We start from the raw sequence: 20,066 nt of genomic DNA, 5'->3' as shown, positions 1-20,066 counted from the left end.
TCTCCGTCGGCGTCGCCTGGCTCGGCTTCGAGCAGGACGCCTGGCGGGAGCGGGGGTCGGCGCTCACCGGTCCTGAAGCAACCCGAGGACGTTGCCATCGGGGTCGGTGACGGTCGCCACCAGGCGGCCTCCACCGACGTCGTGCGCGGGTTCCTTCACGGTGGCACCCGCGGCGGTGACCTCGGCCAGCTTGGCCTCGATGTCCGGCACGTGCCAGTAGGCCACCGGTGAGGTCATGCCCTGCGGTCCACCGCCCGGCACCAGCCCGATGTGCTGGCCCCCGGCGTCGAAGCCGACGTAGTAGGACCCGTCGGTCTGCGGCGCTACGCCGAGCAGGGCGGCGTACACCGCCTTGGCCGTCGCCAGGTCGGACACGGGATGCAGCACGGTCTTGATTCCCTGCGTGGAAGAATCGGTCATGGTCACTCCTGAAGTCGTGGGTCACGAACGGCAAGGCGCGGACTCGACCGTCGGCCCCTGAAGCGGTGGCGCGGCCAACGGGGAGTTCCGCTTGATCGCGGGAGGCTTCCGGTCGGTCTCAGGCGAGCGATGCGTCCGGGTCGTCGTGCGGGGACAAGGACGCGTGAATCGTAATGTCCATGCGGGTCATGCTAAGGGCGGCCAGGTGACCGCGCTTCTCGATTCCTGATCGATCTGGTCGCGTGCTGAAGGTGCCAAGCGACCCCGAAACAGACCTCCGCGACGGCGACTTCACGCCCTCCGCATCGTGAGTTGCCCGTGGCATGTGGGTCGTCCGGCCAGTACGGTCGAAACGTGAGCGCACTTCCCGCCGGACCGACGGAGTCGCCGATCGTGCAGACGGCGCGCTGGGTGGCGCGGCCGATCCGGTTCCTCGAGGACTGCCGGCGCCGCTACGGCGACGCCTTCAGCGTGACGTTGCGGGGCTTCCGCGCCCCGCTCGTCATGGTCTCGCGGCCCGACGTCATCCGCGCGCTGTACAGCGAGCGCCGGCACGGGTTGCCGCCCGGGCGCACGGTCACGCTTCAGCCGCTCGTCGGCGCGCGGTCGCTGCTGCTGCTGGAGGGCGAGGAGCACCTGTCGCGCCGGCGGCTGATGCTGCCGCCATTTCACGGCGAGCGGATGCGCACCTACGAGACCGTGATGCGCAAGGCGGCGGCGCGCGAGCTCGCCGCGTGGCCGGAAGGCCGGCCGTTCCCCGTGCATCCGGGCATGCAGGCGATCACGCTCGACGTGATCATGCGCGCCGTGTTCGGCGTCGCCGACCACGAGCGCCGCGAGCAGCTCAGGCCGCTGCTGCGCGATCTGCTCGCCGGCACCACCTCCACCGGGCTGCAGGTGTCGGTGCTGTTCGGGCGCCGCCGGCCGCTCGAGCGCCTGCGCGAGAACGCGGACGAGATCGACCAGCTGCTGCTGGCCGAAATCGCGCAGCGCCGCCGGGCGGCCGCGGGCGAGGACATCTGCTCGCTGCTCGTCCACTCCCGCTTCGAGGACGGGACCGGCATGGACGACCGGGAGATCCGCGACCAGCTGATGACGCTCCTGATCGCCGGCCACGAGACGACCGCCACCGGCCTCGCGTGGGCGCTGGACCTGCTCGCCCATAACCCCCACGTGATCGCCCGCGCGCGAACGGACGGTGACCCGTACCTGCGCGCGGTCGTCTCGGAGTCCTTGCGCCTGCGTCCTGTCGTGCCGATCGCCGGCCGGCGCCTTGTCGCTGATCTCGACGTCGACGGGCTCTCGCTCCCCGCGGGCACCGACGTGACGCCGGCCATCTGGCTCACCCACACGCGCCCGCAGGAGTACCCGGAGCCCTACGCGTTCCGGCCCGAGCGGTTCCTCGAGAACGCGCCCTCCACGTACGCCTGGATCCCGTTCGGCGGGGGCGTGCGACGCTGCATCGGCGCGGCGTTCGCGGAGCTCGAGATGCGCACCGTGCTCGACGAGATCCTGAATCGCTTCGAGCTGCGCCCCGCGAGCCGGCGGCGCGAGCTGGTGGCGCGGCGCAACGTCACGTTCTCGCCTCGCCACGGCACGCGAGTCGTCGTGCGCCGGCGCTAGCGGATGCGGGCGTTCACCATCGGCCACTCGACGCACCCGCTCGAAACGTTCGCCGCGCTCCTGGCCGAGCACCGCGTCGAGCGCGTCGCCGACGTGCGGCGCACGCCGCGATCCAGCCGCCATCCGCACTTCAACCTCGAGACCCTCGCCGGCGAGCTCGCGCAGCGCGCCATCGACTACCGCCACCTCCCCGCGCTGGGCGGACGGCGCCGGGCAAGCCCCGGCTCACCCAACGGCGGCTGGGAGCACCCGGCGTTCCGCGGCTACGCCGACTACGCGCTGACGGACGAGTTCGCCGCCGGGCTCGCGGAGCTGTGCGCGCTCGCCGAAGAGCGCCCCACCGCGGCGATGTGCGCCGAAGCGCCGTGGTGGCGCTGCCATCGCCGCCTGATCGCCGACCGGCTCACCGCGCTCGGCTGGACCGTCTGCCACATCGCGTCCGACGGCGGCCTCGCCGAGCACGAACTGCCGCCGTTCGCCGTCGTCACGGCCGACGGCACCGTCACCTATCCTCCGGCACAGGGCGCCCTTCCCGGGCTGTAGCGCAGTTGAACGCGGATTCGCGTCCGCTCCCGTGTCGCTCGGCGGGCGCCGGACAGTTCCGCGCGGCGGGCGTACTCTGGTGCCACGTCGGCGTCCCGGCGAACGACGTGTACGTGAACGTGTACGACTGGATCTTGACGTCGTATCCGGCGGCCCGCATCTTGCGCTTCACATACTGGACCGACTCCCATTAGCCCTGCTCACCGGAGTTGCGCGACGGGTGCCCGTCCAGTCCCGGGTTGTCGTCGCGAATGCCGACAAGCCGGGCGCGGATCGGCCCCTCCTCGCAGAGTCGTCACAAACCGCGGCGAGGTACGGTTGTCGCATGCCGATGCCGGCAGCGATCCGCGACGACGCGATGCGTCACGTCTCGCTGTTCTGCGAGAACCGCGTCCCCGAGCACGCCCGCGACGAGGTCCGCCTGGAGCACTCCGTTCGCGGCAACAGCATCACGATCGTCGAGCGGCGGCCGCCGTGGAGCGAGCTCGTCGGCCCGGACTGGACGAGCATGAAGATCGCCCAGCTCCGCTACGACGAGCGCTCTCGGACCTGGTCGCTCTACGCCGCCGACCGCAACGAGCGCTGGTTCCTCTACAACGACGTCGAGCCCGCGCCGGACGTCGGACCGCTTCTCGCCGAGATCGGCGAGGACCCGACCTGCATCTTCTGGGGCTGAGCGGCTCACAACGGCGAGCACGGCGCTCAGGCACAGCGTGGTGGCCACCGTCGACCTCGATCTTCCCCTGCGGCAGGCCGAAGTAGCCCGAGCGGCGCGTCCGAGGCTCGATGCGAAGGCGCGATTCCCGTGGCGCTACACCTCACAGCGAGGTGCGACTCGCGTGACTGGGATGCCGCCGACGCGCCAGCGAGCGGTCGGCTGCCGGCCTGCGTCTCGGCCAGTTCGCCGATCCCGCAGGGCGGCCGCGAGCCCGCGGCCTCTCCGCGCGCCCGCGGATTCTCGGCTCGTGCCGCACCGCGGGCGCGGTCAGTCCGCTCAGCCCGGCGGGAGCTTCTCGAGCGCCAGCGGCGGGCAGCGGACGCGCCCGCTCTCGAAGCGCCCGACGGGGTGGTCGAGACGGATAGCGGCGGCATGGTCGTCGAGCTCGATGATCGTCGCGCCGAGTCCGGCGAGGTAGCGCGGGCGGATCCGGTCGTTGATTCGCACGCGGTCACCGACGCAGAGCGTCGCGAGGACGTGGCTCGAGTCGACGGTGTAGCGCAGCTGCCGGCGCGCGTCGATCGCCGCCGCGAGCGCGCCGAGGTGGGCATCGAGCTCGCCACCGGCGATCGCGTCGAGCAGCGAGCGCTCGTCCTCCATCGCCGCACGAGCGGCCGTCCCGGGACGCTCCGGGCTGGTTCGGCCGCGTGCGCGGCGACTACGGGCGCGGTTGGCCATCGGCAGGCATGATCGCCATGAGCTCGGATCGATTCGCCGCCACGCGCCGCCGGCAATCATCGCTCCTGTCCGGCGCCCGTGGCGTGCATCCGGCAGCGTCGGGGAGTAGCGTGACCGCAATCGCTCCCAACGCTCCGGGCACCGGTGGGCGGCCGACGTCGTCCAAGGCCGAGCGACGTGCCGCGCGCGCCGCCGTCGGCGCCAACCACGAGCAGGAGCTGGCGCGGCTGATCGACCGCGTGCGCGAAGGCCTTGCCCGCTTCGACGCGGGGCCGGTGCAGAAGCTCCACAGCTTCTGCTCGCGCGCTTGTAGTGGTGGATGAGCTCGTCAGTGCGACGGCCCGGCGTAACGGGCTGACCGACCAGCTCGCCGAGCGCGGCGGGCAACGGTTCTCGGAGCTGCTCCGGCGGGTCATCTGGACCGCCTTCTGCGTGTCGGGCTCGGCGTCCGCTTCCTTTCGTGGCCGCGTCCTGCTTAGAACGCCTCTGCTCCGGCCTCCGCGACCACCTGGTCCTGCTCGACCGCGCCGCCACTCACCCCGATCGCGCCGACGACTTCGCCGTTCTTCTCGAGCGGAATCCCGCCCGGGAAGACGACGAGTCGTCCGTCGTTGGTGGCGTGGATCCCGAAGAGCGACTGCCCGGGCTGGCACAGTGGGGCGAGGTCCCTGGTCGACATGTCGAACGCCCGCGCCGTGTACGCCTTTCCCTGAGCGATGTCGATGCTTCCGAGCCAGGCTCCGTCCATGCGCTCGAATGCGACGAGATTGTTCCCGTCGTCCACGACCGCAATGTTCATGGCAACGCCGATCGCCTCGGCGGCTCGGCGAGCGCTGTCGATGACGTGGCGCGCCGCATCGAGGCTGACGTCCTTCTTCTTATGGGTGAAAGACTCGGAAGACATTCACAACCTTTCTTCCGTCGGAGTCGCGGTACTCCCGCTCGATCAGCCGCCGGTCGTGATGACCGGCGCGGCGTGTTCGCGGATCGCCGCGACGATCTCGTCCGGGGCGTCCTCCTGGATGTAATGGCCGGCGCCCTCGAGCATCACCGTCCGGTGATCCGGGAACAGCTGCTCCCAGCGGCGCCGCTCGCGCCCTCGGAACGCGACGTCGCGCGTCGGCCACACGATCAGCGCGCCACGATCACGCAGCACCGGTAGACGCTGCTCGACATCCGCGAGAAACGGCCGGCTCGCCAGGATCTCGCGCGGGAACACCGCCGTCGGCCAGCGCGAACCAGGCGTCGGAAACGGGCCCCGATACGCATCCATCGCCGCCGCGGGCAGCGGCCGGCGCACGCCGCGCCCGAGCGCGCCCTCCACGAACAGATTGCGGTTGAGGATCAACCGGCGCCCGACCGCGCCGCCCAGGAAGCGCGAGAACGCCTGCGTCGCCGGATCGGCCTTCGGCCACGCCCACGTATTGCCGATCACGAACGCCGCGAAGCGCTCCGGATGACGCGTCGCGACCCCGAACCCGATCGGACCGCCCCAGTCCTGCACCATCAGCGTGACCCCGCGCAAGTCCAGCCGCAGCACCAACTGCTCCAACGCGTCGGCATGCTCCGCCGGCGTGAACCGGTACCCGCGCCGCGGCTGCGAGAGCCCGAACCCCGGATAGTCGACGGCGACGCAGCGGAAGCGATCACGCACGCCGGCGATGATCTCGCGGTACAAGAACGACCACGTCGGATTGCCGTGCAACATCAACAACGGCGGCCCCGTCCCCTCGTCGACGTAATGCACGACACAGCCCGCCGCCTCGGCGTAGTGATCCGCGAAGGGATACAGCTCGCCCGGCACCCATGACGGGCGTACGCGGGCGCGCAGATCGACCGGCTGGCCGAACTCGGGGCACGCCTCGTTCCGGCATTCCCAGTCGTGCGCCGGGCCGCCGAGCGCCTCGCTCGCCGGCTGGCCGCACGTCGGGCACAGTGGCGGCATGCTCATCGCGGCGTGGGCATCGCCCCAGCAATCGAGCCGCGCACCCCTCGCGGACCGGCCGGGCCGCTGATGCTCACGCGGCCCGGCCGCACGGTCAGCGTTCGGAGACCGCGGTCTCCTCGTGCGCCTCGGTCGGCTCCGGCGACGTCACGTCGGGCGGCGTCTCAGGGTCGGCGATCGGACGCGTCCGCTCGAAGTCCTGCCATATGCTCGCGCTCTCATCCGCCTCGCGGCGGTGGCGGCGCAGGTAGTCGTAACACATGCTCCGTGACCTCCTTCGGGGAGCTGGGTCTCTCCATGTTCCTCGCCTGCGCCGGGATTGCAAGCGGTCACTCCTCCCGCCTTCGCGATCCGGGCGGATGTTCGCGCCCTCCAGCTCAGACCGGTTCGCGCACCGGCTCGAGCGCGATGTCGTCGTCCTCGCGCGCCTCGTCGGCGTGGCCCGGCCACCACGCGGCGTGGCCGATCAGCGCCGTGATCGGCGGCGTGCAGAACGTCGCCATCGCGAACGCCGCGACGAGGATGCCGAACGCGATCGCGAAGCCCATCTGCGACACTCAGCGCCTTCGAGGCGGTCCGCCGCTTGACCGACACGCTCGGCGGGCGTTGATGGGTCCGGTTCGCCTGACGATGCCGAGCGCGACGACCGCGTCGGCGTTGCCGGACGCCTCGCGCTGGTCGTAGCTCTGAGCGACCTGGCCGGCCGTCTCCGCGCGCAGTCCGGTGCCCGCGACGAGCGGCTTGATGTCGTCGCGCAGCGTCTTGACCGAGTCCAGCAGCTCGTCCTGATTGGACTGCGTGACGTCCGGCATCTGGAGCGCGATCGTCTGCACGAGCTTGTTCGGCGACGGCTGGCCGGCGACGACGCGCTCGACGGTGCCGATGTGCTTGCCCTCGCTGCCCTTCACAAGCCGGCCGACCTTGGCCTGCTCGGCCGCCGTCAGCGGCTTGCCGGCGTCCTTGGTGTCCAGGAATTAAACGAGCGGCGGGTAAAATTCCAGCCACTATGGCCCGCACGATCGGCTCGACGGCGGAGGCTACGCAGCAGCGGATCCTCGCCGCCGCCCAGGATCTCTTCGCCGAACGCGGCTATGCAGGAACGTCGATTCGCGACATCGCGGAGCGTGTCTCGATGACGAAGGCGGCGCTCTACTACCACTTCCCCGGCAAGCTCGACGTGCTTGCCGCGCTCGTCGAGCCGCGGCTGCGTGAGCTCGACGAGATCGCCGGCTGGGCCGAGCACCAGCGTCCGCTCAACCGCGAGGAGGCGCTGCGGCGCATGATCGCGTTCCTCGCCGATCCGAACCCCACGTTCGCGATCCTCGCCGACGACCCGTCGGCCACGCACGACACCGCCGAGCGGCTCGACATCCGCGCGCGCGTGGAGCGGCTCGAGCATGCGTTGGCCGCCGGCGATCCGCGCGAGCTTCTGGCGGTCCGCTGCGCGCTCGGCACCGTCCGCGGCGGCATCCTCGGCACGCGCCTGCGGCGCGAGGCGCCGTTCAGCGACGCGGACCTCGAGGCCGTCCTGCGCGCCGGCCTCGCCGCGTGGGACGCCGCGCGCGGCGCTCCAGCCGCCGCGGCTCCACCTGCCTCAGGCTCGGGCGTCGCCGGCGGATGACCCAGACGCCGCCGGTGGCGGCGCCAGCGTGCGGCGGGCGGTCGCGTCGTGCAGCGCGACGGCGGGCGCGCGCGCCGCGGCGGGCGGCGGGCGGCACAGCCGGCTCCTACAGCTCGTTGCGCGGGCCGGTCTCGTCCCCACCCCAGCGACGAGATCGTGAGCCTCGAGCGCGGACGGGGCTCGATAAGGGACGCTGGCTGCAAGCGTCGCTCGATTTTCAGGGCGTCCAGCTCTCGGCGAGCGGGGTGAGCTGGAGCTCGTGTGACGCGGAGCGCGCGTCCTGGTTGGCCAGGAAGAGGACGGCGTCGGCGATCCTGCGCGGATCGGCCAGGGCTTCCGGCGAGACACCGCCGCGTGTGGACCCGTCGAGCGGCTGGATGCCCGCGTCGACGATGAGCAACGTGACCTGGATGCCGCGGGGGCGCAACTCGAGCGCGGCGGCGTTGGTGATCGCTCGCACGCCGAACGATCCGGCCGCCCACAGGCCGCGGCCCGGCAGCGCGCGCCGTGCCGAGCCGCCGGTGACCTGCACCAGCGTCGCTGCGCGGCCCTGCGCGATCGCGAATTGCCCGCCGGCGGACAAGAACGAGAACGCGGCGCGGGCCGGAGCCGCAGCCCACGAGTCGAAGCCGTCGAGGTCGGCCTCGGCAATCGGGCCGCCGCCGAAGGGCCCGGAGCGGTCGCCGCCGTAAGCGGCCGCAGCGTTCACCACGAGATCGACTCCACCGTGAGCAGCGGCCGCCTGCTCGAGCACGCCGTACACGCTCGCGGGGTTTGTCACGTCGGCCTCCAGCGCGAGCGCGCCGGACTCGCTGACGCCGTCCAGCGTGCGTCGCGACCGCGCGACCCCGGTCACCGCCCAGCCGTCGCTCACCAGCAGCTCGATGACCGCGCGACCCAGATTGCGCGCTCCGAACACAACCGCACTTCGCTGCTTGGCTCGCATCTTGCGCATCGAATCCTCGATTCGGCCGGGGTGTGAATTCTCGCCACCGCGCGGGTGCTCCGTCATCGCCGGATCCCGGTGGTTCCGTGACTTCCCAGCAAGCGACCCGCCGGCATCAATCCGAGCGAGGGGAAGATCCGCGAGGGCCTGGTTCGCGCGATCTTCCCCGCGACCTTTCCCAGCGGCCAGGGGTCGGACCTCGCCGGTGCCTCGTCGGGGGCGGCTACGTCGAACTGGCGCTCGAGCTCGGCATCGCCTCCGATCGGATCGACACGATCGTCGACTTCCCCTCGATCGAGAAGCACGGCGTCAAGGGCGAAGGCGGCGCGGCCGCGGCGAGCGCCGCGACCCTGGCCGAACTGGCAGAGGCGATAGCGGCGGGTGACCTCGTCGTGCCGATCCAGCGCGTGTACCGCTCGACGAGGTTCGAGCGGCGTACACCGAGCTGGAGGCCGGTCACATCGCGGGGAAGATCGTCCTCATCCCGTGACCGGCGGGACGATCACGCGTCGTGAGCCGACATCGCCGGATCCTGGTGATCCACTCAAGCGAAGCGGATCAGGTTCTCGCCGGCGAGCGGACCGCCGAACTGCTGCATCTGTCCCCCCTCGCGGAGCCCACCGAGGTCGATGACGAAGAATCCGGCAGCCTCGAACAGCCCGCCCACCTCATGTTTGGCGTCGGCGTCGTCGCCTGACAGGAACATCACACGCTGACCCCCGGCTTGGCGTGGGTCGGATGCGAGCACGTCGGCCGCGAAGATGTTGGCGGTCTTCACCACGCGAGCTGGGGCGACGAGATCGGCGACGACTTCGCTGGACGTGCGCCCGTTGAGGTCGCTGGGGTCGAAGTCGTTGGTCGGGTCGATCAAGATCCGTCCCTCCCATGCCGGCCGATCGACGGCCTGCGGGACGTCCGGCCACATCACCGCGAGCACCACGATGTCCGCGCCTGCGACTTCATCGACCGTCCCGGCCGACACCCCGTCGCCGAGCTCCTGCACCAGTGAGGTCAGCGGACTGCGGCCCTTTCCGGTTGGCGATCATGACCGGCCGGCCGGCACGGCGCGCGATCCGCGCCATCGCCTGGCCGATCCCGCCCGCGCCGATGATGCCGACGCTCTTGACGTTCGCTGATTGCATCGGATCAGTTCGCGAGGGTCCCGTCGAAGTCGATCGTGGCGTGCGTGCCATCGCAGAACGGCTTGTTGGAGGAGTGGCCGCAGCGGCACATCGCCACCGGATCGGGGTGGTCGATCACATGCCCGTCGGGCGCGACGATGGCTACCGGGCCGGAGACGATGTAGGGACCGTTTTCGCTGGGGATGATGGTGATGTCGGGCATGGCGGGGCCTCTCTAGGCGATCTTGATGGTCTTGGAGAAGGGGAGATTCCGGATTCGGGTGCCGGTGAGCGCGGCGATGGCGTTCGCCAGGGCCGGCGCGACCGAGGGGACAGAGACCTCGCCGACGCCGGTCGGCGCCTCGGTCGACTCGATCAGGTGGATCTCGATCCGCGGAACGGAGCGCATCCGCAGGATCGGGTAGCGGTCGAAGTTCTGGGTGACGATCTCGCCGCCTTCGCCGAGAACGACCTCGCCCCACGCCGCGGCGCTCAGCCCCCACAGCAGCCCACCCTCGACCTGCGCGCGGATGAGGTCGGGGTTGACGTTTCTGCCGCAGTCGAGCGCGAACACGATCCGGTCGACACGGACGCGCCCGCGGTCGTCGAGCGAGATCTCCGTCACGTTGGCGCTGTGGCCGATGAAGCCGGAGGAAGTGATCCCGCGCGCCCGCCGCTCTGGCAGCGGGGTTCCCCAGCCGGCGGCCTCCGCCGCGAGCTCGAGCGCGCGCAGCGTGCGCGGGCTGCCGGCCAGCAGCTCTCGTCGCAGGTCGACGGGATCGCGGCCGGCGGCGATCGCGAGCTCGTCGATCGCCGACTCGCGCGCGAACTCGGTGTGCGAGTTGCCGACCGAGCGCCAGACCATCGTCGGGATCCGCGACTCGAAGTTGGTCGACTCGACCCGGAAGTTCTCGACGGCGTAGGGCGGGTCGACCGCGCCGGTCGTGGTGAAGAAGTCCACGCCGTTCGTGAACATGACGTCACGGACGAACGGGAGATTGACGGACGTCGGTGCGGCGACGATCTGCTGATGCCAAGCGCTGAGGCGACCGTCCGCATCGACTCCGGCCCTCACCCGGTGGACGGCCATCGCCCGGTAGCGACCGACCTTGAACTCCTCCTCGCGCAGCGACTGCACCTTGATCGGGTGCTTGAAGTCGAGCGCGCGCGCGATCTGCACGGCTTCGGCCACCGGGTCGCGTTCGGCGCTCGAGTGCAGTCCGAACGATCCGCCGGCGAAGGTGACGTGCACCTCGACCTGCTCGATGTCGACGCCGGCGATCGAGGCGGCGTTCATCTTCACGTACTGGGGGCCCTCGGTCGCGGCCCACACGTCGAGCACGCCGTCCTCGCGCATCCGGCAGGCCGCGTTGTTCGGCTCCATCGCGGCGTGGGCGAGGTACGGCAGCGCGTACGTCGCGTCGATCGTCGAGCCCGCATCGGCCAGGGCACGGTCGACGTCGCCGTCGTCCCGGCTCGTCACGGCCTTCTCGCCCGACTCGAGCAGCCGCATGTGCTCGGCCAGCAGCTCGGTGGTGCTCCGCCGCTCGGCGTCAGTCTCATCCCACTCCACGACCAGGGCACGCAGTCCGCGCTGCGCGTCGGCGATGGCCTCGGCGACGACCGCGACGCCCTCGTCGATCGGGACGACCGCAGTCACCCCGGGCTCGGCGAGCGCCGCCCGGTCATCGACCGCGGCAACCGTGGCGCCGAACCTCGGCGGGTGCAGGACGACCGCCGTCAGCATCCCCGGGAGGCTGAGGTCGATCGTGAAATGGGTGGCGCCGAGGATCTTCGGTACCGCGTCGACTCGCAACCGCCCTTCGCGCCCGATCAACTTGTAGTCGGCCGCGTCCTTGGGCTCCACGCCTTCCGGAACCGGGAGCTGCTCGGCGCGCGCCGCCAGCTCGGCGAAGGCTGCCTGCCGGCCGCGCTTATCGCGCACCACGCCGTTCTCGACCTCGAGCTCAACCGCGGGCGCATCCCACGCCTCGGCCGCGGCGGCGACGAGTCGCGCCCGTGCTTGCGCAGCCGCCAGCCGGTACCGGATCCAGTACCCCCGCATCGAATTGGACGCGCCCGTGAGCTGGAGGCCGCCGCCGGCGGCGGGATTCCCGTACACGTCGCCGTTCGGCCCGGCTCCGTTCGCGGCGTTGACGACCCGGACCGAATCGAAGTCCGCGTCGAGCTCCTCGGCGACGATCGTCGCCAGCCCCGTGTGGATCCCCTGCCCCATCTCGATCTGGCTCGAGTACGCCACGACCGTCCCGTCGGCATGGATCCGGATGTACGGATGGACGGGGTCGCTCGCCTCCTCGGGCGTCAGGCGGCCCACGTCGAGCTCTGGCGGGGCGACCAGCGGAGCCGGATCATCGCCCGCGGCGAGCGTGTCCGCGGCCTCGTGAATGGCGGCTCGGATTCGCGGATAGGTGCCGCAGCGGCACAGGTTCCCGCTCATCCACTCGTCGATCTTCGGGTCGTCGGGAGAGGGATCGGACCCGAGCAACGACACCGCGGCCAGGGTCTGCCCGGGCTGGCAGTAGCCGCACTGCACGACGTTGCCGCGGTGCCACGCGTCGCGGACCGCGTCGACGACCGGACCGGAGGCTCCCTCGACCGTCGTCACGGCCTTGCCGACCGCGCGTTCAGTCGTGGTCTGGCAGGACTTCACGTTGCGGCCGTCGACCAAGACGGTACAGGCCGCGCAGAAGCCGGCGCCGCACCCGAACTTCGTGCCACGCAGGCCGAGGACGTCCCTCAGAACCCACAGCAGCGGGGTCTTCGCGTGCCGGTCGTCGATCTCGACATCGGCGCCGTTGACAACGAGTTGCATACGCCGCAGGCTCGCCGCGACCCAGGTGAGCCGTCGTCACCCGAAGCTGGTGATTCCCGGTTGATCGGCTTCTCGCCGAGGAACGTCGTCTTGCTCATAGCGGTGCTTCTGGAATTCGTGTTTCAGGCGTCCTGGGTCCTGGCTGGATCCGCCGCAGCTCGAGGAGCTCGAGACCCAGCGCCTCGATCTGCGCAATGACGCCGAACACCGCGGACCGATCCTCGAGCAACCCGGTGAGCACGGTCGCGCCGCCGTCCGGCTGAGACACCATCGAGGGAAAGGCCGACAGACCCGTGGCCCCGAGCCGGCCCTTGATACGGAACGTGTACAGGCCCGGCGATGTGTCCATGCGAGCATCGTGCAGCGCGACCGAGTGAGTCGACACCGCCGGATTCCGGTGATGTTCAGGCGCGTCCGGCTGAGAGGAGCCGTAGCTCCCGTGCGCGGGCGACGGCGGATGAGCGATCGTGCGCACCGAGCTTGGAGTAGATGTTGCGGACGTGCGTGTTGACCGTGTTGATGGAGACGTACAGCTCGCGCGCTATGTCGGGCCGTGTCAGGTTGGTCGGGAGATATCGCAGTACGCGGAGCTCGCTCGGGCTCAGCTCGTCGCTCTGCTCTCGGTCGGGGCTCGTCGCCGGCGTGCCTCGCAGCACGTCGACGATGTCGGCGAGCAGCGCGCCATGCGCCGTGGCGTGACGCGGGAGCGCGCCGAGCAGCTCCGCCGCCTCGGTCAGTGCAAACGGGAAGATCAGCCGGTCCGGCTCGGCGTCCGCGAGCGCTGCCTCGGCAGCGGCAACCGCGGCGTCGCGCTCGCCCAACTTCAGGTGCGCAGTGCCCGCGAGCAGATGCGCTTCAACGCGCGTGAACGGGGGAACGACCGCGCCCGACCGGATCTCTCGCAGTACATCCACCGCCGCGGCCGGGTCCCCTTCCGCCAGGCTGATCACGGCACGCGCGTTGGCGAGGGCACCCATTCGCTCCGTATCGGCGGCGAATCCAGCGAGCGTCGCGCGCGCCTCGTCGAGCATCCCGACGCGAGCCTGCATCGACGCGAGCCATCCGGTGATGCGCGGCGCGAGCGCGTGCGCGCCGGTGAGCCGCGACTGCGCACGCGCCGCCGCCGCGAACTCGTCGAGTGCGGATCGATGCTGCCCGCGACCCGCGTGCAACATGCCCGTCGCCACATGCAGAAGCACTGCGGGCGCCGGGTCGACGTCGGCCGCGGCGACCTCCCGCGCCCGGCGTAGCCAGCGCTCGCCCTCGTCGAACTCGCCCATCCAGATCGCCATGCCGCCGACCGCACCGAACGCCGGCGCGAGGATCGGCCGCTCGTCAAACCCATGGTGCTCGGCGAGCGCCACCGCTTCTCGGCCGCGCTCACGTGCGGACGCGACCGAGACCCGCTTCGACGGGAACCCTTGATGCGCCCGGCACACGACCTCCAGGTACGGCCGGCCGATCGCCTGGGCGAGCGCGGCTCCCTCGGCCAGGTGCCGCTCAGCGTCAGCGAGTCGCCCAGACCAGGTCTCGACGATCCCGAGATTCATCAACGCGACTCCCCGCAGCTCACTACTCATCGCGATCGGTTCGTCCGCGATCGAAGCGTCGAGCAGGTTCACCTGCTCGATCACTTCAGTGAATCGGCCGCTGCGCCGTGCCAGCGCCAGCCGGAGAGAGGCGATGGCCACGGCGAGGCGCGTGTTGTCGACCTGAGACTCGGCCACTGCCAGCTGAGCGGCCGCTTGCTCCAATCGTCCCTGGGCGAGGTGCGTTGCCGCGCGTGCCACGGCCAGATCGGGATGGTCAGCCGAGGCGCCGCTGGGGAACAACTGGAGCAGCGAGCCGATCGCGCCCTCTTTGCCGTCGAGCGTCAGACTGAACAGGTGGTCGGCGAGCATCCGGGCCGCCTCGGGCCAATCCCCGGCCGCGAGCATGTGCCGCACCGCCTCGACGACGTCCCCGTTGTCGGCGAACCACCGCGCGGCCCGGCGGTGAAGCTCAGGCACTTCCTCCGCTGAGGTCCGGCGCAGCTCGAGGCGGAGGAAATCCGCCAGCAGATGGTGGTAGCGAAACCAGGTGCGCTGAGCGTCCAGCGACACCACGAACGCGTTGGCCTCCTCCAGCGCCAGCAGCATCTGCTCCGAGCCCTGCCGGCCGGCCAGCAGGTCGGCGAGCTCGGCATTCATCCGGTCGACCAGCGAGGTTCGCAACAGCATGCTCCGAACCTCGCTCGGCTGGCCTTCGAGCATCTCGGCCATCAGGTACTCCCCGATCGCCCGGTCGGTCCCCGAGAACTCGGCCACGAACTGCTCGGGATCGGGGTGGCCGCTGAGCGCGAGCACGGCCAGCCGCAGGCCGGCCGCCCAGCCCTCCGTGCGCTGACGCAGGGCGGCCACCCCCGTGTCGGACAGACGGATCTCGGACGCGGCGAGCAGCTCGCGCGTCTCGCGCTCCGTGAACCGGAGATCGCCGTCGCGGATCTCCGTCACCTCGCCGGCCAGCCTCAGCTGGTGCAGCCTGATCGGCGGATCCCGGCGAGACGACAGGACCACGCGCGCAGCGCTCGGCAGAACCGCCAGCAGATGCTCGAGCTGCCTCAGGGCATCGGCCGACGCCAGCTCGTGGAGATCGTCGATCACCACGACCGGATCGACCTGCTCGGCGAGCTCGGACAGGACCTTCTCGACGAGCTGATCGGCGTCGAGTGGCGCAATTCGGGTCTCGGGAGCGAGTGCGTCCACGACGGCGCGCCAGAACCGCTCCGCATCTCGTTCGTCGCGGTCCACGGACACGAACGCGACGCGACGATGGCCGGTCGAGCGCGCTGCCCAGACGCGCAACAGCGAGGTCTTCCCACTTCCCGGCGGCGCCGAGATGACCGTGACGCACTTGGTCACGGCGCGTTCCAGCAGCCGAAGGAGCTCTTGCCGTTCGAGCAGGCTCGAGACGGCGACCGGGTCAAGACCCGCGGTCACCAGACTTTCATCCCGCCATCGACTCCACGGTCGCCCCCGCGGGATCGACGGTCAGGTCGAAGCCAACGACCGACGCGCCTTCCCGAGCGAACGCCAGAGCCGTCGCACGGCCCATGCTTCCGCCCGTGCCGGTGATCACGCACACCTTCCCCGAGAGCCGGCCTCTGTCGTCAGCCTCCACGGCCATGGATCGTGACGTTACCGATGGGCGTTCGAATCCTTGAATCCTTAGTCCTTGGCCGAGCGTCGCCACTCGGTCATCCTTACGCCGGATGAGCGGAGCGCCGCCACCGGTTCTGAGCTCGGGGAGGACGTTGTTCGGCCGCGAGCGCGAGCGCGAGATGCTCGACCGGGTGCTGGACGGCCTGCGCGCGGGGCGTGGCGGCGTGTTGGTCATGCATGGCGAGGCGGGCGTCGGCAAGACCGCACTGCTCGAGTACGCGGTCGAGGCCGCGCGCGAGCTTCGGATCGCCCGGACCGTCGGGGTCGAGGCCGAGATGGAGCTCCCGTTCGCGGCGGTTCAGCAGCTGTGTTCGCCGTTCCTGTATCTCAGGGAGCGGTTGCCGCGGCCCCAGCACGACGCGCTCGAGGTCGCCTTCGGACTCAGGACGGGACCCGCGCCGGATCGATTCCTGGTTGGCCTGGCGGTCCTCGGCCTGCTTGCCGAAGCCGCCGAGGAGCAGGCACTCGTCTGCGCCGTTGACGATGCGCAATGGCTCGACAGTGCGTCCGCGCGGACCCTGGCCTTCGTGGCGCGTCGTCTCGTCGCGGAGAAGATCGCGCTCGTGTTCGCGACGCGCGAGCTCGGCGCGACGCTCTCGGGCTTGCCGGAGCTCCACGTCGCCGCTTTGGAGCGCACGCACGCGCGAGCGCTGTTGGATTCGGTCATGCCCGTCCGGCTGGATGAACGCGTGCTCGAGCGGATCGTCGTTGAGACGCGCGGGAACCCGCTCGCCCTGCTGGAGCTGCCGCGCGGGCTGAGCCCGACCCAGCTCGCGGGGGGATTCGGCCTGCCGACGACTGCGCCCGTGTCCGCCGGGATCGAGGACCGCTACACGCGCCGGCTGGCGAAGCTGCCGCCCGCTGCGCGGCGCTTGCTGCTCGTCGCGGCGGCTGACCCCGTGGGCGATCCGGCACTGGTCTGGCGGGCGGCCGAACGGCTCGGGATCCCCGAGTCGGCGGCGGACGCCGTCGAGTCGGCAGAGATGCTCTCGCTGTCTCCCCGAGTGGCGTTCCGCCACCCACTGGTTCGCTCGGCCGTCTACAGATCCGCCGAGCCGAACGCGCGACGCGAGGTTCACCGCGCCCTCGCCGAGGCGACCGACCGGGAGATCGACCCGGATCGGCGCGCCTGGCACCGCGCGCAGGCCGCGGGCAAGCCTGATGAGGAGGTTGCAGCCGAGCTTGAACGTTCCGCGGCACGCGCGCAGGCACGTGGCGGTCTCGCCGCCGCCGGAGCCTTCCTCGAGCGCGCGGTCGCCCTTTCACCCGAACCCAGGCGCCGCGCGCGACGCGCGCTGGTCGCCGCGGAGACGAAATTACAAGCCGGCGCGCTCGACGACGCGCTCGAGCTTCTGAGAACCGCCGAGTCCGGCGCTGCGGTCGACGACGTTCTGGCTGCCCACGCGCACCTGCTGCGCGCTCAGGTCGCGTTCGCAGCGCGCCGAGGCAGCGACGCCGCCCCGCTGCTGCTCGCGGCCGCGCGCGAGCTCCAGGAGGTGGATCCCAGCCTCGCACGGGCGACCTACCTGGACGCCCTGTCTGCGGCGACGTTCGCCGGCCGCTTGATCGGAGGCGGCGACTTGGTCGAGATCAGCGAGGCGGCGCTTGCCGGCCCGCGGCCTGAGAAGCCGCAGCCGTCTGATCTGCTCCTACAGGGGTTGGCGGTGCAAGCCACCGAGGGATATGCGGCTGCGGCGCCATTGCTCAAGGAGGCGCTGGACGCCTTCCAGCGTGAGTCCGACCTGTCGCCGAATGACGCCCGGTGGTTGTGGTTTGCCAGCTTGATCTCGTTGTTCATGTGGGACGACGACGCCTGGATGGTGCTGTCCACCCGGCAGCTCGAACTGGCGCGCCGAACGGGTGCGCTCTCCGCGCTGGCGTTCCTTCTCGGTTCCGCCATCGCGGTGTACGCGTTCTTCGGTGAGCTGAGAACCGCCGCAATCCTCGCGGAGGAACAGAGCGCGGCAACCGAGGCGATCGGCGTTGCCGCCGACCCGAGTGGCGCGCTGTCGCTGGCCGCGCTGCGCGGTCGCGAGGCCGAATTCTCGGAGTTGATCCGAACCACGATCGGCGACGCTGAGGCTCGGGGGGAGGGGATCGCCCTGACGAACGCCGAGTTTCTCAGCGGAGGCCTCAACAACGGGCTCGGCCGCTACGAAGCTGCGCTGGCCGCGGTCCTTCCAGCCGAGCGCTTCTACTCCGAAGGGCCGGCGATCTGGGCGCTGACCGAGCTGATCGAGGCGGCCGTTCGGCTCGGCCAGCCGGAGCGTGCCCGGCGTGCCTTCGAGCGGATCCAAGAGACGACTCGCGCCGCCGGCACCGACTGGGCGCTGGGGATAGAGGCTCGCCTAGGCGCATTGCTCAGCGATGGCGATGATGCCGAAGCGCTCTACCTGGAGGCGATCAGCAGGCTCGGTCGCACACGCATCCGCGTTCAGCTCGCGCGTACCCACCTCCTCTATGGCGAGTGGCTCCGGCGTCAGCGCCGACGTCTCGATGCGCGCGAGCAACTGCGAACCGCCCACGAGTTCTTCCGAGACGCCGGGATGGAGGCGTTCGCCGAGCGCGCACGGCTCGAGCTGGAGGCGACAGGTGAGCGTGCCCGCAAGCGGACCGTGAACACCCTGGATCAGCTGACCCCACAGGAGACGCAGATCGCTCGCCTTGCCGGACAAGGGGAGACGAACCGAGCGATCGCGGCGCATCTGTTCATCAGCGCCAGCACGGTCGAGTATCACCTGCGCAAGGCGTTCCGCAAGCTCGGCGTCAAGTCGCGCACGCAGCTCGCGGAACGACTGTCGTAGTCACCGGAATCCGGCGATGACGCCTCACCCGTTCGCCGGCCACGATACGGGCCGTCGATCTGAGGAGAGCGAAGCCGATGTCCGACGTGGTGATTGTGGGAGGAGGCGCAGCCGGTGCCGTCCTCGCCAACCGCCTGAGCGAGGATCCGACCCGCTCGGTCCTGTTGCTCGAGGCAGGCAGGGCCTACGGCGTCGACGGCTATCCAGACGACCTGACCGATGCGGCACACGTGCCGGCCAACCCCGAGCACGAGTGGGGCTTCACCGCCCGCGGCGGGCCTGCCTCACCGGAGATCTTGGCGGCGCGGGCAAAGGTGCTCGGCGGCTGCTCGGCTCACAACGCCACGGTGGCGATGCGCGCACGACCGAGCGACATCCGCGATTGGCAACGTCATGGCCTTGACGATTGGACGATCGAGGACGTCTTCGCAACCTACCGGGAGATGGAGAACACGCCCGACGGCGACGACGCGGACCGCGGACGCACGGGACCGTTCCCGATCCGGCAGCAGCGGTACGGCGATCTGACCACCTCGTTGCGCGGGTTCATCGACGCGACGGTCGCGGAGGGGTTCGCCCGGGTCGAGGACTTCAACGCGCCGGATCCGAGTGGCGTCGGCGCGTCCCCCGTCGACGTCATCGACGGTGTGCGGCAGAACACCGGCCTCGTGTATCTCACCGAAGAGGTTCGCAACCGCCTCAACCTGAAGATCTCTGGCGACGTGCTCGTCGATCGCGTCCTGTTCGCCGGGCGCCGCGCGACCGGCGTCCTGACGGCAGACGGCACCGAGATCCCTGCAGGCCAGGTGATCCTCTCCGGCGGCGCATACGGCACCCCGGCGATCCTGCTGCGATCCGGCGTCGGTCCGGCGGCCGACCTGGCGCAGCTCGGCATCGAGGTCGTGGCCGATCTACCCGTCGGGCAGCGTCTGCACGACCAGCCCTTCTACTACAACGCCTACGCCCTCAAGACGGATGCGCTCGACATGCGGCCGGCGGTCGGCGCCCTGCTCTGGACAGCGTCCAACGAGGCTCGAGGCGACGAACTGGACCTCCACATCGCGGTCACGCACCTGATGCCGCCCCAGTACAGCCCGACCGGAGGATCGATCGCGCTGAGCGTCGCCGTCGCCAAGCCCGACTCGCGCGGAACCCTCACGCTGCGCAGCCGCGACCCGCGGGAGCAGCCTGAGATCGACTGCAACTTCCTCGCCGAAGACCGTGACGCGCGCCGGATGCTCGAAGGCGTGAGGCTGGCCCGCAGGATCGCCCGCAACCCGGCACTCGCGCAGTTCCTCGAGCTCGAGATCCTGCCCGGCGACGCAGTCTCCGACGTTCAGCTCGCCCACGCCATCGCGTCCAACCTCGCGTCCTACGGGCACCCCACCGCGACTGCGCCCATGGGCGGTGCCCAGGACCCGTGGGCGGTGGTGGGCTCGCTTGGCGCGGTGAACGGGACCGATGCGCTCCGTGTGGTCGACGCATCGATCATCCCGGACGTTCCATCGGTGGCGATCAACCCCACGACGATCATGATCGCCGAGCGGATCGCGAGGGCCGTCTACACGAGCGGGCCTCGGCGTCGAGTTCACGCGACTCCGATCGTCTGAGCTG

General features: G+C 70.8%; 22 protein-coding genes and 1 pseudogene. 7 read left to right on the top strand and 16 right to left on the bottom strand.

Annotated features, from left to right (window positions below):
- Positions 1-63: 63 nt before the first annotated feature.
- Positions 64-420, bottom strand: a complete 357-nt coding sequence (locus tag H958_RS0100185) for a VOC family protein (protein ID WP_028057175.1) — start codon at positions 418-420, stop codon at positions 64-66.
- Between the two features lie 354 nt (positions 421-774).
- Here H958_RS0100185 and H958_RS0100180 point away from each other — a divergent pair, with 354 nt between their 5' ends.
- The 3 genes from H958_RS0100180 to H958_RS0100165 all read left to right on the top strand — a co-directional run bounded on the left by H958_RS0100180 (position 775) and on the right by H958_RS0100165 (position 3,262).
- On the top strand, positions 775-2,043 hold the full coding sequence (locus H958_RS0100180; protein ID WP_051323628.1) for a cytochrome P450: 1,269 nt from the start codon (positions 775-777) through the stop codon (positions 2,041-2,043).
- A gap of 3 nt (positions 2,044-2,046) precedes the next feature.
- On the top strand, positions 2,047-2,586 hold the full coding sequence (locus H958_RS0100175; RefSeq protein WP_028057173.1) for a DUF488 domain-containing protein: 540 nt from the start codon (positions 2,047-2,049) through the stop codon (positions 2,584-2,586).
- Positions 2,587-2,911: 325 nt separating this feature from the next.
- Positions 2,912-3,262: a DUF3024 domain-containing protein gene (locus H958_RS0100165; protein WP_196807135.1), complete on the top strand. Its 351-nt coding sequence runs from the start codon at positions 2,912-2,914 to the stop codon at positions 3,260-3,262.
- A gap of 318 nt (positions 3,263-3,580) precedes the next feature.
- On the opposite strand, the gene H958_RS0100160 is transcribed toward H958_RS0100165, so the two are convergent.
- Positions 3,581-3,904 carry a hypothetical protein gene (locus tag H958_RS0100160; protein WP_028057170.1) on the bottom strand — a complete coding sequence of 108 codons (324 nt, stop codon included), beginning with the start codon at positions 3,902-3,904 and terminating at the stop codon, positions 3,581-3,583.
- Positions 3,905-4,092: 188 nt separating this feature from the next.
- Between H958_RS0100160 and H958_RS45765 the strand changes: the two genes are divergently transcribed.
- Positions 4,093-4,305: a hypothetical protein gene (locus H958_RS45765; protein ID WP_156027556.1), complete on the top strand. Its 213-nt coding sequence runs from the start codon at positions 4,093-4,095 to the stop codon at positions 4,303-4,305.
- Between the two features lie 152 nt (positions 4,306-4,457).
- Here the strand turns inward: H958_RS45765 and H958_RS0100155 are convergent, their stop codons facing one another.
- The 5 genes and pseudogenes from H958_RS0100155 to H958_RS0100135 form a co-directional block, all read right to left on the bottom strand.
- Entirely contained in the window at positions 4,458-4,886 is a 429-nt protein-coding gene (locus H958_RS0100155) for a GlcG/HbpS family heme-binding protein (RefSeq protein WP_051323627.1), read from the bottom strand.
- A 42-nt stretch (positions 4,887-4,928) separates the two neighbouring features.
- On the bottom strand, positions 4,929-5,933 hold the full coding sequence (locus tag H958_RS0100150) for an alpha/beta fold hydrolase (RefSeq protein ID WP_231379140.1): 1,005 nt from the start codon (positions 5,931-5,933) through the stop codon (positions 4,929-4,931).
- A gap of 88 nt (positions 5,934-6,021) precedes the next feature.
- Positions 6,022-6,189: a hypothetical protein gene (locus H958_RS45760; protein WP_156027554.1), complete on the bottom strand. Its 168-nt coding sequence runs from the start codon at positions 6,187-6,189 to the stop codon at positions 6,022-6,024.
- 115 nt (positions 6,190-6,304) lie between these two features.
- A pseudogene (locus H958_RS0100140) lies at positions 6,305-6,484 on the bottom strand (MMPL family transporter); the annotation flags it as partial.
- On the bottom strand, positions 6,485-6,835 hold the full coding sequence (locus H958_RS0100135; RefSeq protein WP_028057166.1) for a hypothetical protein: 351 nt from the start codon (positions 6,833-6,835) through the stop codon (positions 6,485-6,487).
- Positions 6,836-6,933: 98 nt separating this feature from the next.
- On the opposite strand from H958_RS0100135, the gene H958_RS42465 reads away from it, so the two are divergent.
- Positions 6,934-7,548 (top strand): TetR/AcrR family transcriptional regulator, encoded by a 615-nt coding sequence (locus H958_RS42465; RefSeq protein ID WP_051323626.1) that lies wholly within the window; start codon positions 6,934-6,936, stop codon positions 7,546-7,548.
- A 217-nt stretch (positions 7,549-7,765) separates the two neighbouring features.
- Here the strand turns inward: H958_RS42465 and H958_RS0100125 are convergent, their stop codons facing one another.
- The 9 genes from H958_RS0100125 to H958_RS0100090 all read right to left on the bottom strand — a co-directional run bounded on the left by H958_RS0100125 (position 7,766) and on the right by H958_RS0100090 (position 15,613).
- Positions 7,766-8,503 carry an SDR family oxidoreductase gene (locus H958_RS0100125; protein WP_196807134.1) on the bottom strand — a complete coding sequence of 246 codons (738 nt, stop codon included), beginning with the start codon at positions 8,501-8,503 and terminating at the stop codon, positions 7,766-7,768.
- A gap of 214 nt (positions 8,504-8,717) precedes the next feature.
- Positions 8,718-8,954, bottom strand: a complete 237-nt coding sequence (locus tag H958_RS0100120) for a hypothetical protein (protein ID WP_028057164.1) — start codon at positions 8,952-8,954, stop codon at positions 8,718-8,720.
- An 84-nt stretch (positions 8,955-9,038) separates the two neighbouring features.
- On the bottom strand, positions 9,039-9,497 hold the full coding sequence (locus H958_RS33845) for an NADPH-dependent F420 reductase (protein WP_196807133.1): 459 nt from the start codon (positions 9,495-9,497) through the stop codon (positions 9,039-9,041).
- A complete protein-coding gene (locus tag H958_RS48965; protein ID WP_196807132.1) occupies positions 9,454-9,636 on the bottom strand; it encodes an NAD(P)-dependent oxidoreductase in 183 nt (60 codons plus the stop codon). The genes H958_RS33845 and H958_RS48965 overlap by 44 nt, the downstream gene beginning before the upstream one ends.
- Positions 9,637-9,640: 4 nt before the next feature.
- On the bottom strand, positions 9,641-9,838 hold the full coding sequence (locus tag H958_RS0100110; protein WP_028057163.1) for a CDGSH iron-sulfur domain-containing protein: 198 nt from the start codon (positions 9,836-9,838) through the stop codon (positions 9,641-9,643).
- Positions 9,839-9,850: 12 nt separating this feature from the next.
- Positions 9,851-12,448, bottom strand: coding sequence for a molybdopterin-dependent oxidoreductase (locus tag H958_RS0100105; protein ID WP_028057162.1), 2,598 nt, complete (start codon positions 12,446-12,448; stop codon positions 9,851-9,853).
- A 94-nt stretch (positions 12,449-12,542) separates the two neighbouring features.
- A complete protein-coding gene (locus tag H958_RS33840; protein WP_051323625.1) occupies positions 12,543-12,797 on the bottom strand; it encodes a hypothetical protein in 255 nt (84 codons plus the stop codon).
- A gap of 55 nt (positions 12,798-12,852) precedes the next feature.
- Positions 12,853-15,426, bottom strand: coding sequence for a LuxR C-terminal-related transcriptional regulator (locus H958_RS0100095; RefSeq protein ID WP_156027550.1), 2,574 nt, complete (start codon positions 15,424-15,426; stop codon positions 12,853-12,855).
- A 7-nt stretch (positions 15,427-15,433) separates the two neighbouring features.
- Complete coding sequence (locus H958_RS0100090) at positions 15,434-15,613, bottom strand: hypothetical protein (protein ID WP_028057160.1); 180 nt, start codon at positions 15,611-15,613, stop codon at positions 15,434-15,436.
- A gap of 127 nt (positions 15,614-15,740) precedes the next feature.
- Between H958_RS0100090 and H958_RS0100085 the strand changes: the two genes are divergently transcribed.
- Together H958_RS0100085 and H958_RS33835 are read left to right on the top strand one after the other, a co-directional pair.
- Entirely contained in the window at positions 15,741-18,452 is a 2,712-nt protein-coding gene (locus tag H958_RS0100085) for an ATP-binding protein (protein WP_196807131.1), read from the top strand.
- 77 nt (positions 18,453-18,529) lie between these two features.
- Positions 18,530-20,062: a GMC family oxidoreductase gene (locus tag H958_RS33835; protein ID WP_051323624.1), complete on the top strand. Its 1,533-nt coding sequence runs from the start codon at positions 18,530-18,532 to the stop codon at positions 20,060-20,062.
- Positions 20,063-20,066 lie beyond the last annotated feature (4 nt).

The sequence above is a fragment of the Candidatus Solirubrobacter pratensis genome, assembly GCF_000425945.1.
GTDB classification, from domain to species: Bacteria; Actinomycetota; Thermoleophilia; order Solirubrobacterales; family Solirubrobacteraceae; genus Solirubrobacter; species Solirubrobacter pratensis.
The sequence above is the reverse complement of the archived record's forward strand: the minus strand, read 5'-3'. Positions and strand labels throughout refer to the sequence as shown.

What these genes read in the sequence shown, in the direction of transcription:
- H958_RS0100185 (WP_028057175.1), bottom strand. Translation starts at nt 420, where the DNA reads ATGACCGATTCTTCCACGCAGGGAATCAAGACCGTGCTGCATCCCGTG.
- H958_RS0100175 (WP_028057173.1), top strand. Translation starts at nt 2,047, where the DNA reads ATGCGGGCGTTCACCATCGGCCACTCGACGCACCCGCTCGAAACGTTC.
- H958_RS0100165 (WP_196807135.1), top strand. Translation starts at nt 2,912, where the DNA reads ATGCCGATGCCGGCAGCGATCCGCGACGACGCGATGCGTCACGTCTCG.
- H958_RS0100160 (WP_028057170.1), bottom strand. Translation starts at nt 3,904, where the DNA reads ATGGAGGACGAGCGCTCGCTGCTCGACGCGATCGCCGGTGGCGAGCTC.
- H958_RS0100155 (WP_051323627.1), bottom strand. Translation starts at nt 4,886, where the DNA reads ATGTCTTCCGAGTCTTTCACCCATAAGAAGAAGGACGTCAGCCTCGAT.
- H958_RS0100150 (WP_231379140.1), bottom strand. Translation starts at nt 5,933, where the DNA reads ATGAGCATGCCGCCACTGTGCCCGACGTGCGGCCAGCCGGCGAGCGAG.
- H958_RS45760 (WP_156027554.1), bottom strand. Translation starts at nt 6,189, where the DNA reads ATGTGTTACGACTACCTGCGCCGCCACCGCCGCGAGGCGGATGAGAGC.
- H958_RS42465 (WP_051323626.1), top strand. Translation starts at nt 6,934, where the DNA reads ATGGCCCGCACGATCGGCTCGACGGCGGAGGCTACGCAGCAGCGGATC.
- H958_RS0100125 (WP_196807134.1), bottom strand. Translation starts at nt 8,503, where the DNA reads ATGCGCAAGATGCGAGCCAAGCAGCGAAGTGCGGTTGTGTTCGGAGCG.
- H958_RS48965 (WP_196807132.1), bottom strand. Translation starts at nt 9,636, where the DNA reads ATGCAATCAGCGAACGTCAAGAGCGTCGGCATCATCGGCGCGGGCGGG.
- H958_RS0100110 (WP_028057163.1), bottom strand. Translation starts at nt 9,838, where the DNA reads ATGCCCGACATCACCATCATCCCCAGCGAAAACGGTCCCTACATCGTC.
- H958_RS0100105 (WP_028057162.1), bottom strand. Translation starts at nt 12,448, where the DNA reads ATGCAACTCGTTGTCAACGGCGCCGATGTCGAGATCGACGACCGGCAC.
- H958_RS33840 (WP_051323625.1), bottom strand. Translation starts at nt 12,797, where the DNA reads ATGGACACATCGCCGGGCCTGTACACGTTCCGTATCAAGGGCCGGCTC.
- H958_RS0100090 (WP_028057160.1), bottom strand. Translation starts at nt 15,613, where the DNA reads ATGGCCGTGGAGGCTGACGACAGAGGCCGGCTCTCGGGGAAGGTGTGC.
- H958_RS33835 (WP_051323624.1), top strand. Translation starts at nt 18,530, where the DNA reads ATGTCCGACGTGGTGATTGTGGGAGGAGGCGCAGCCGGTGCCGTCCTC.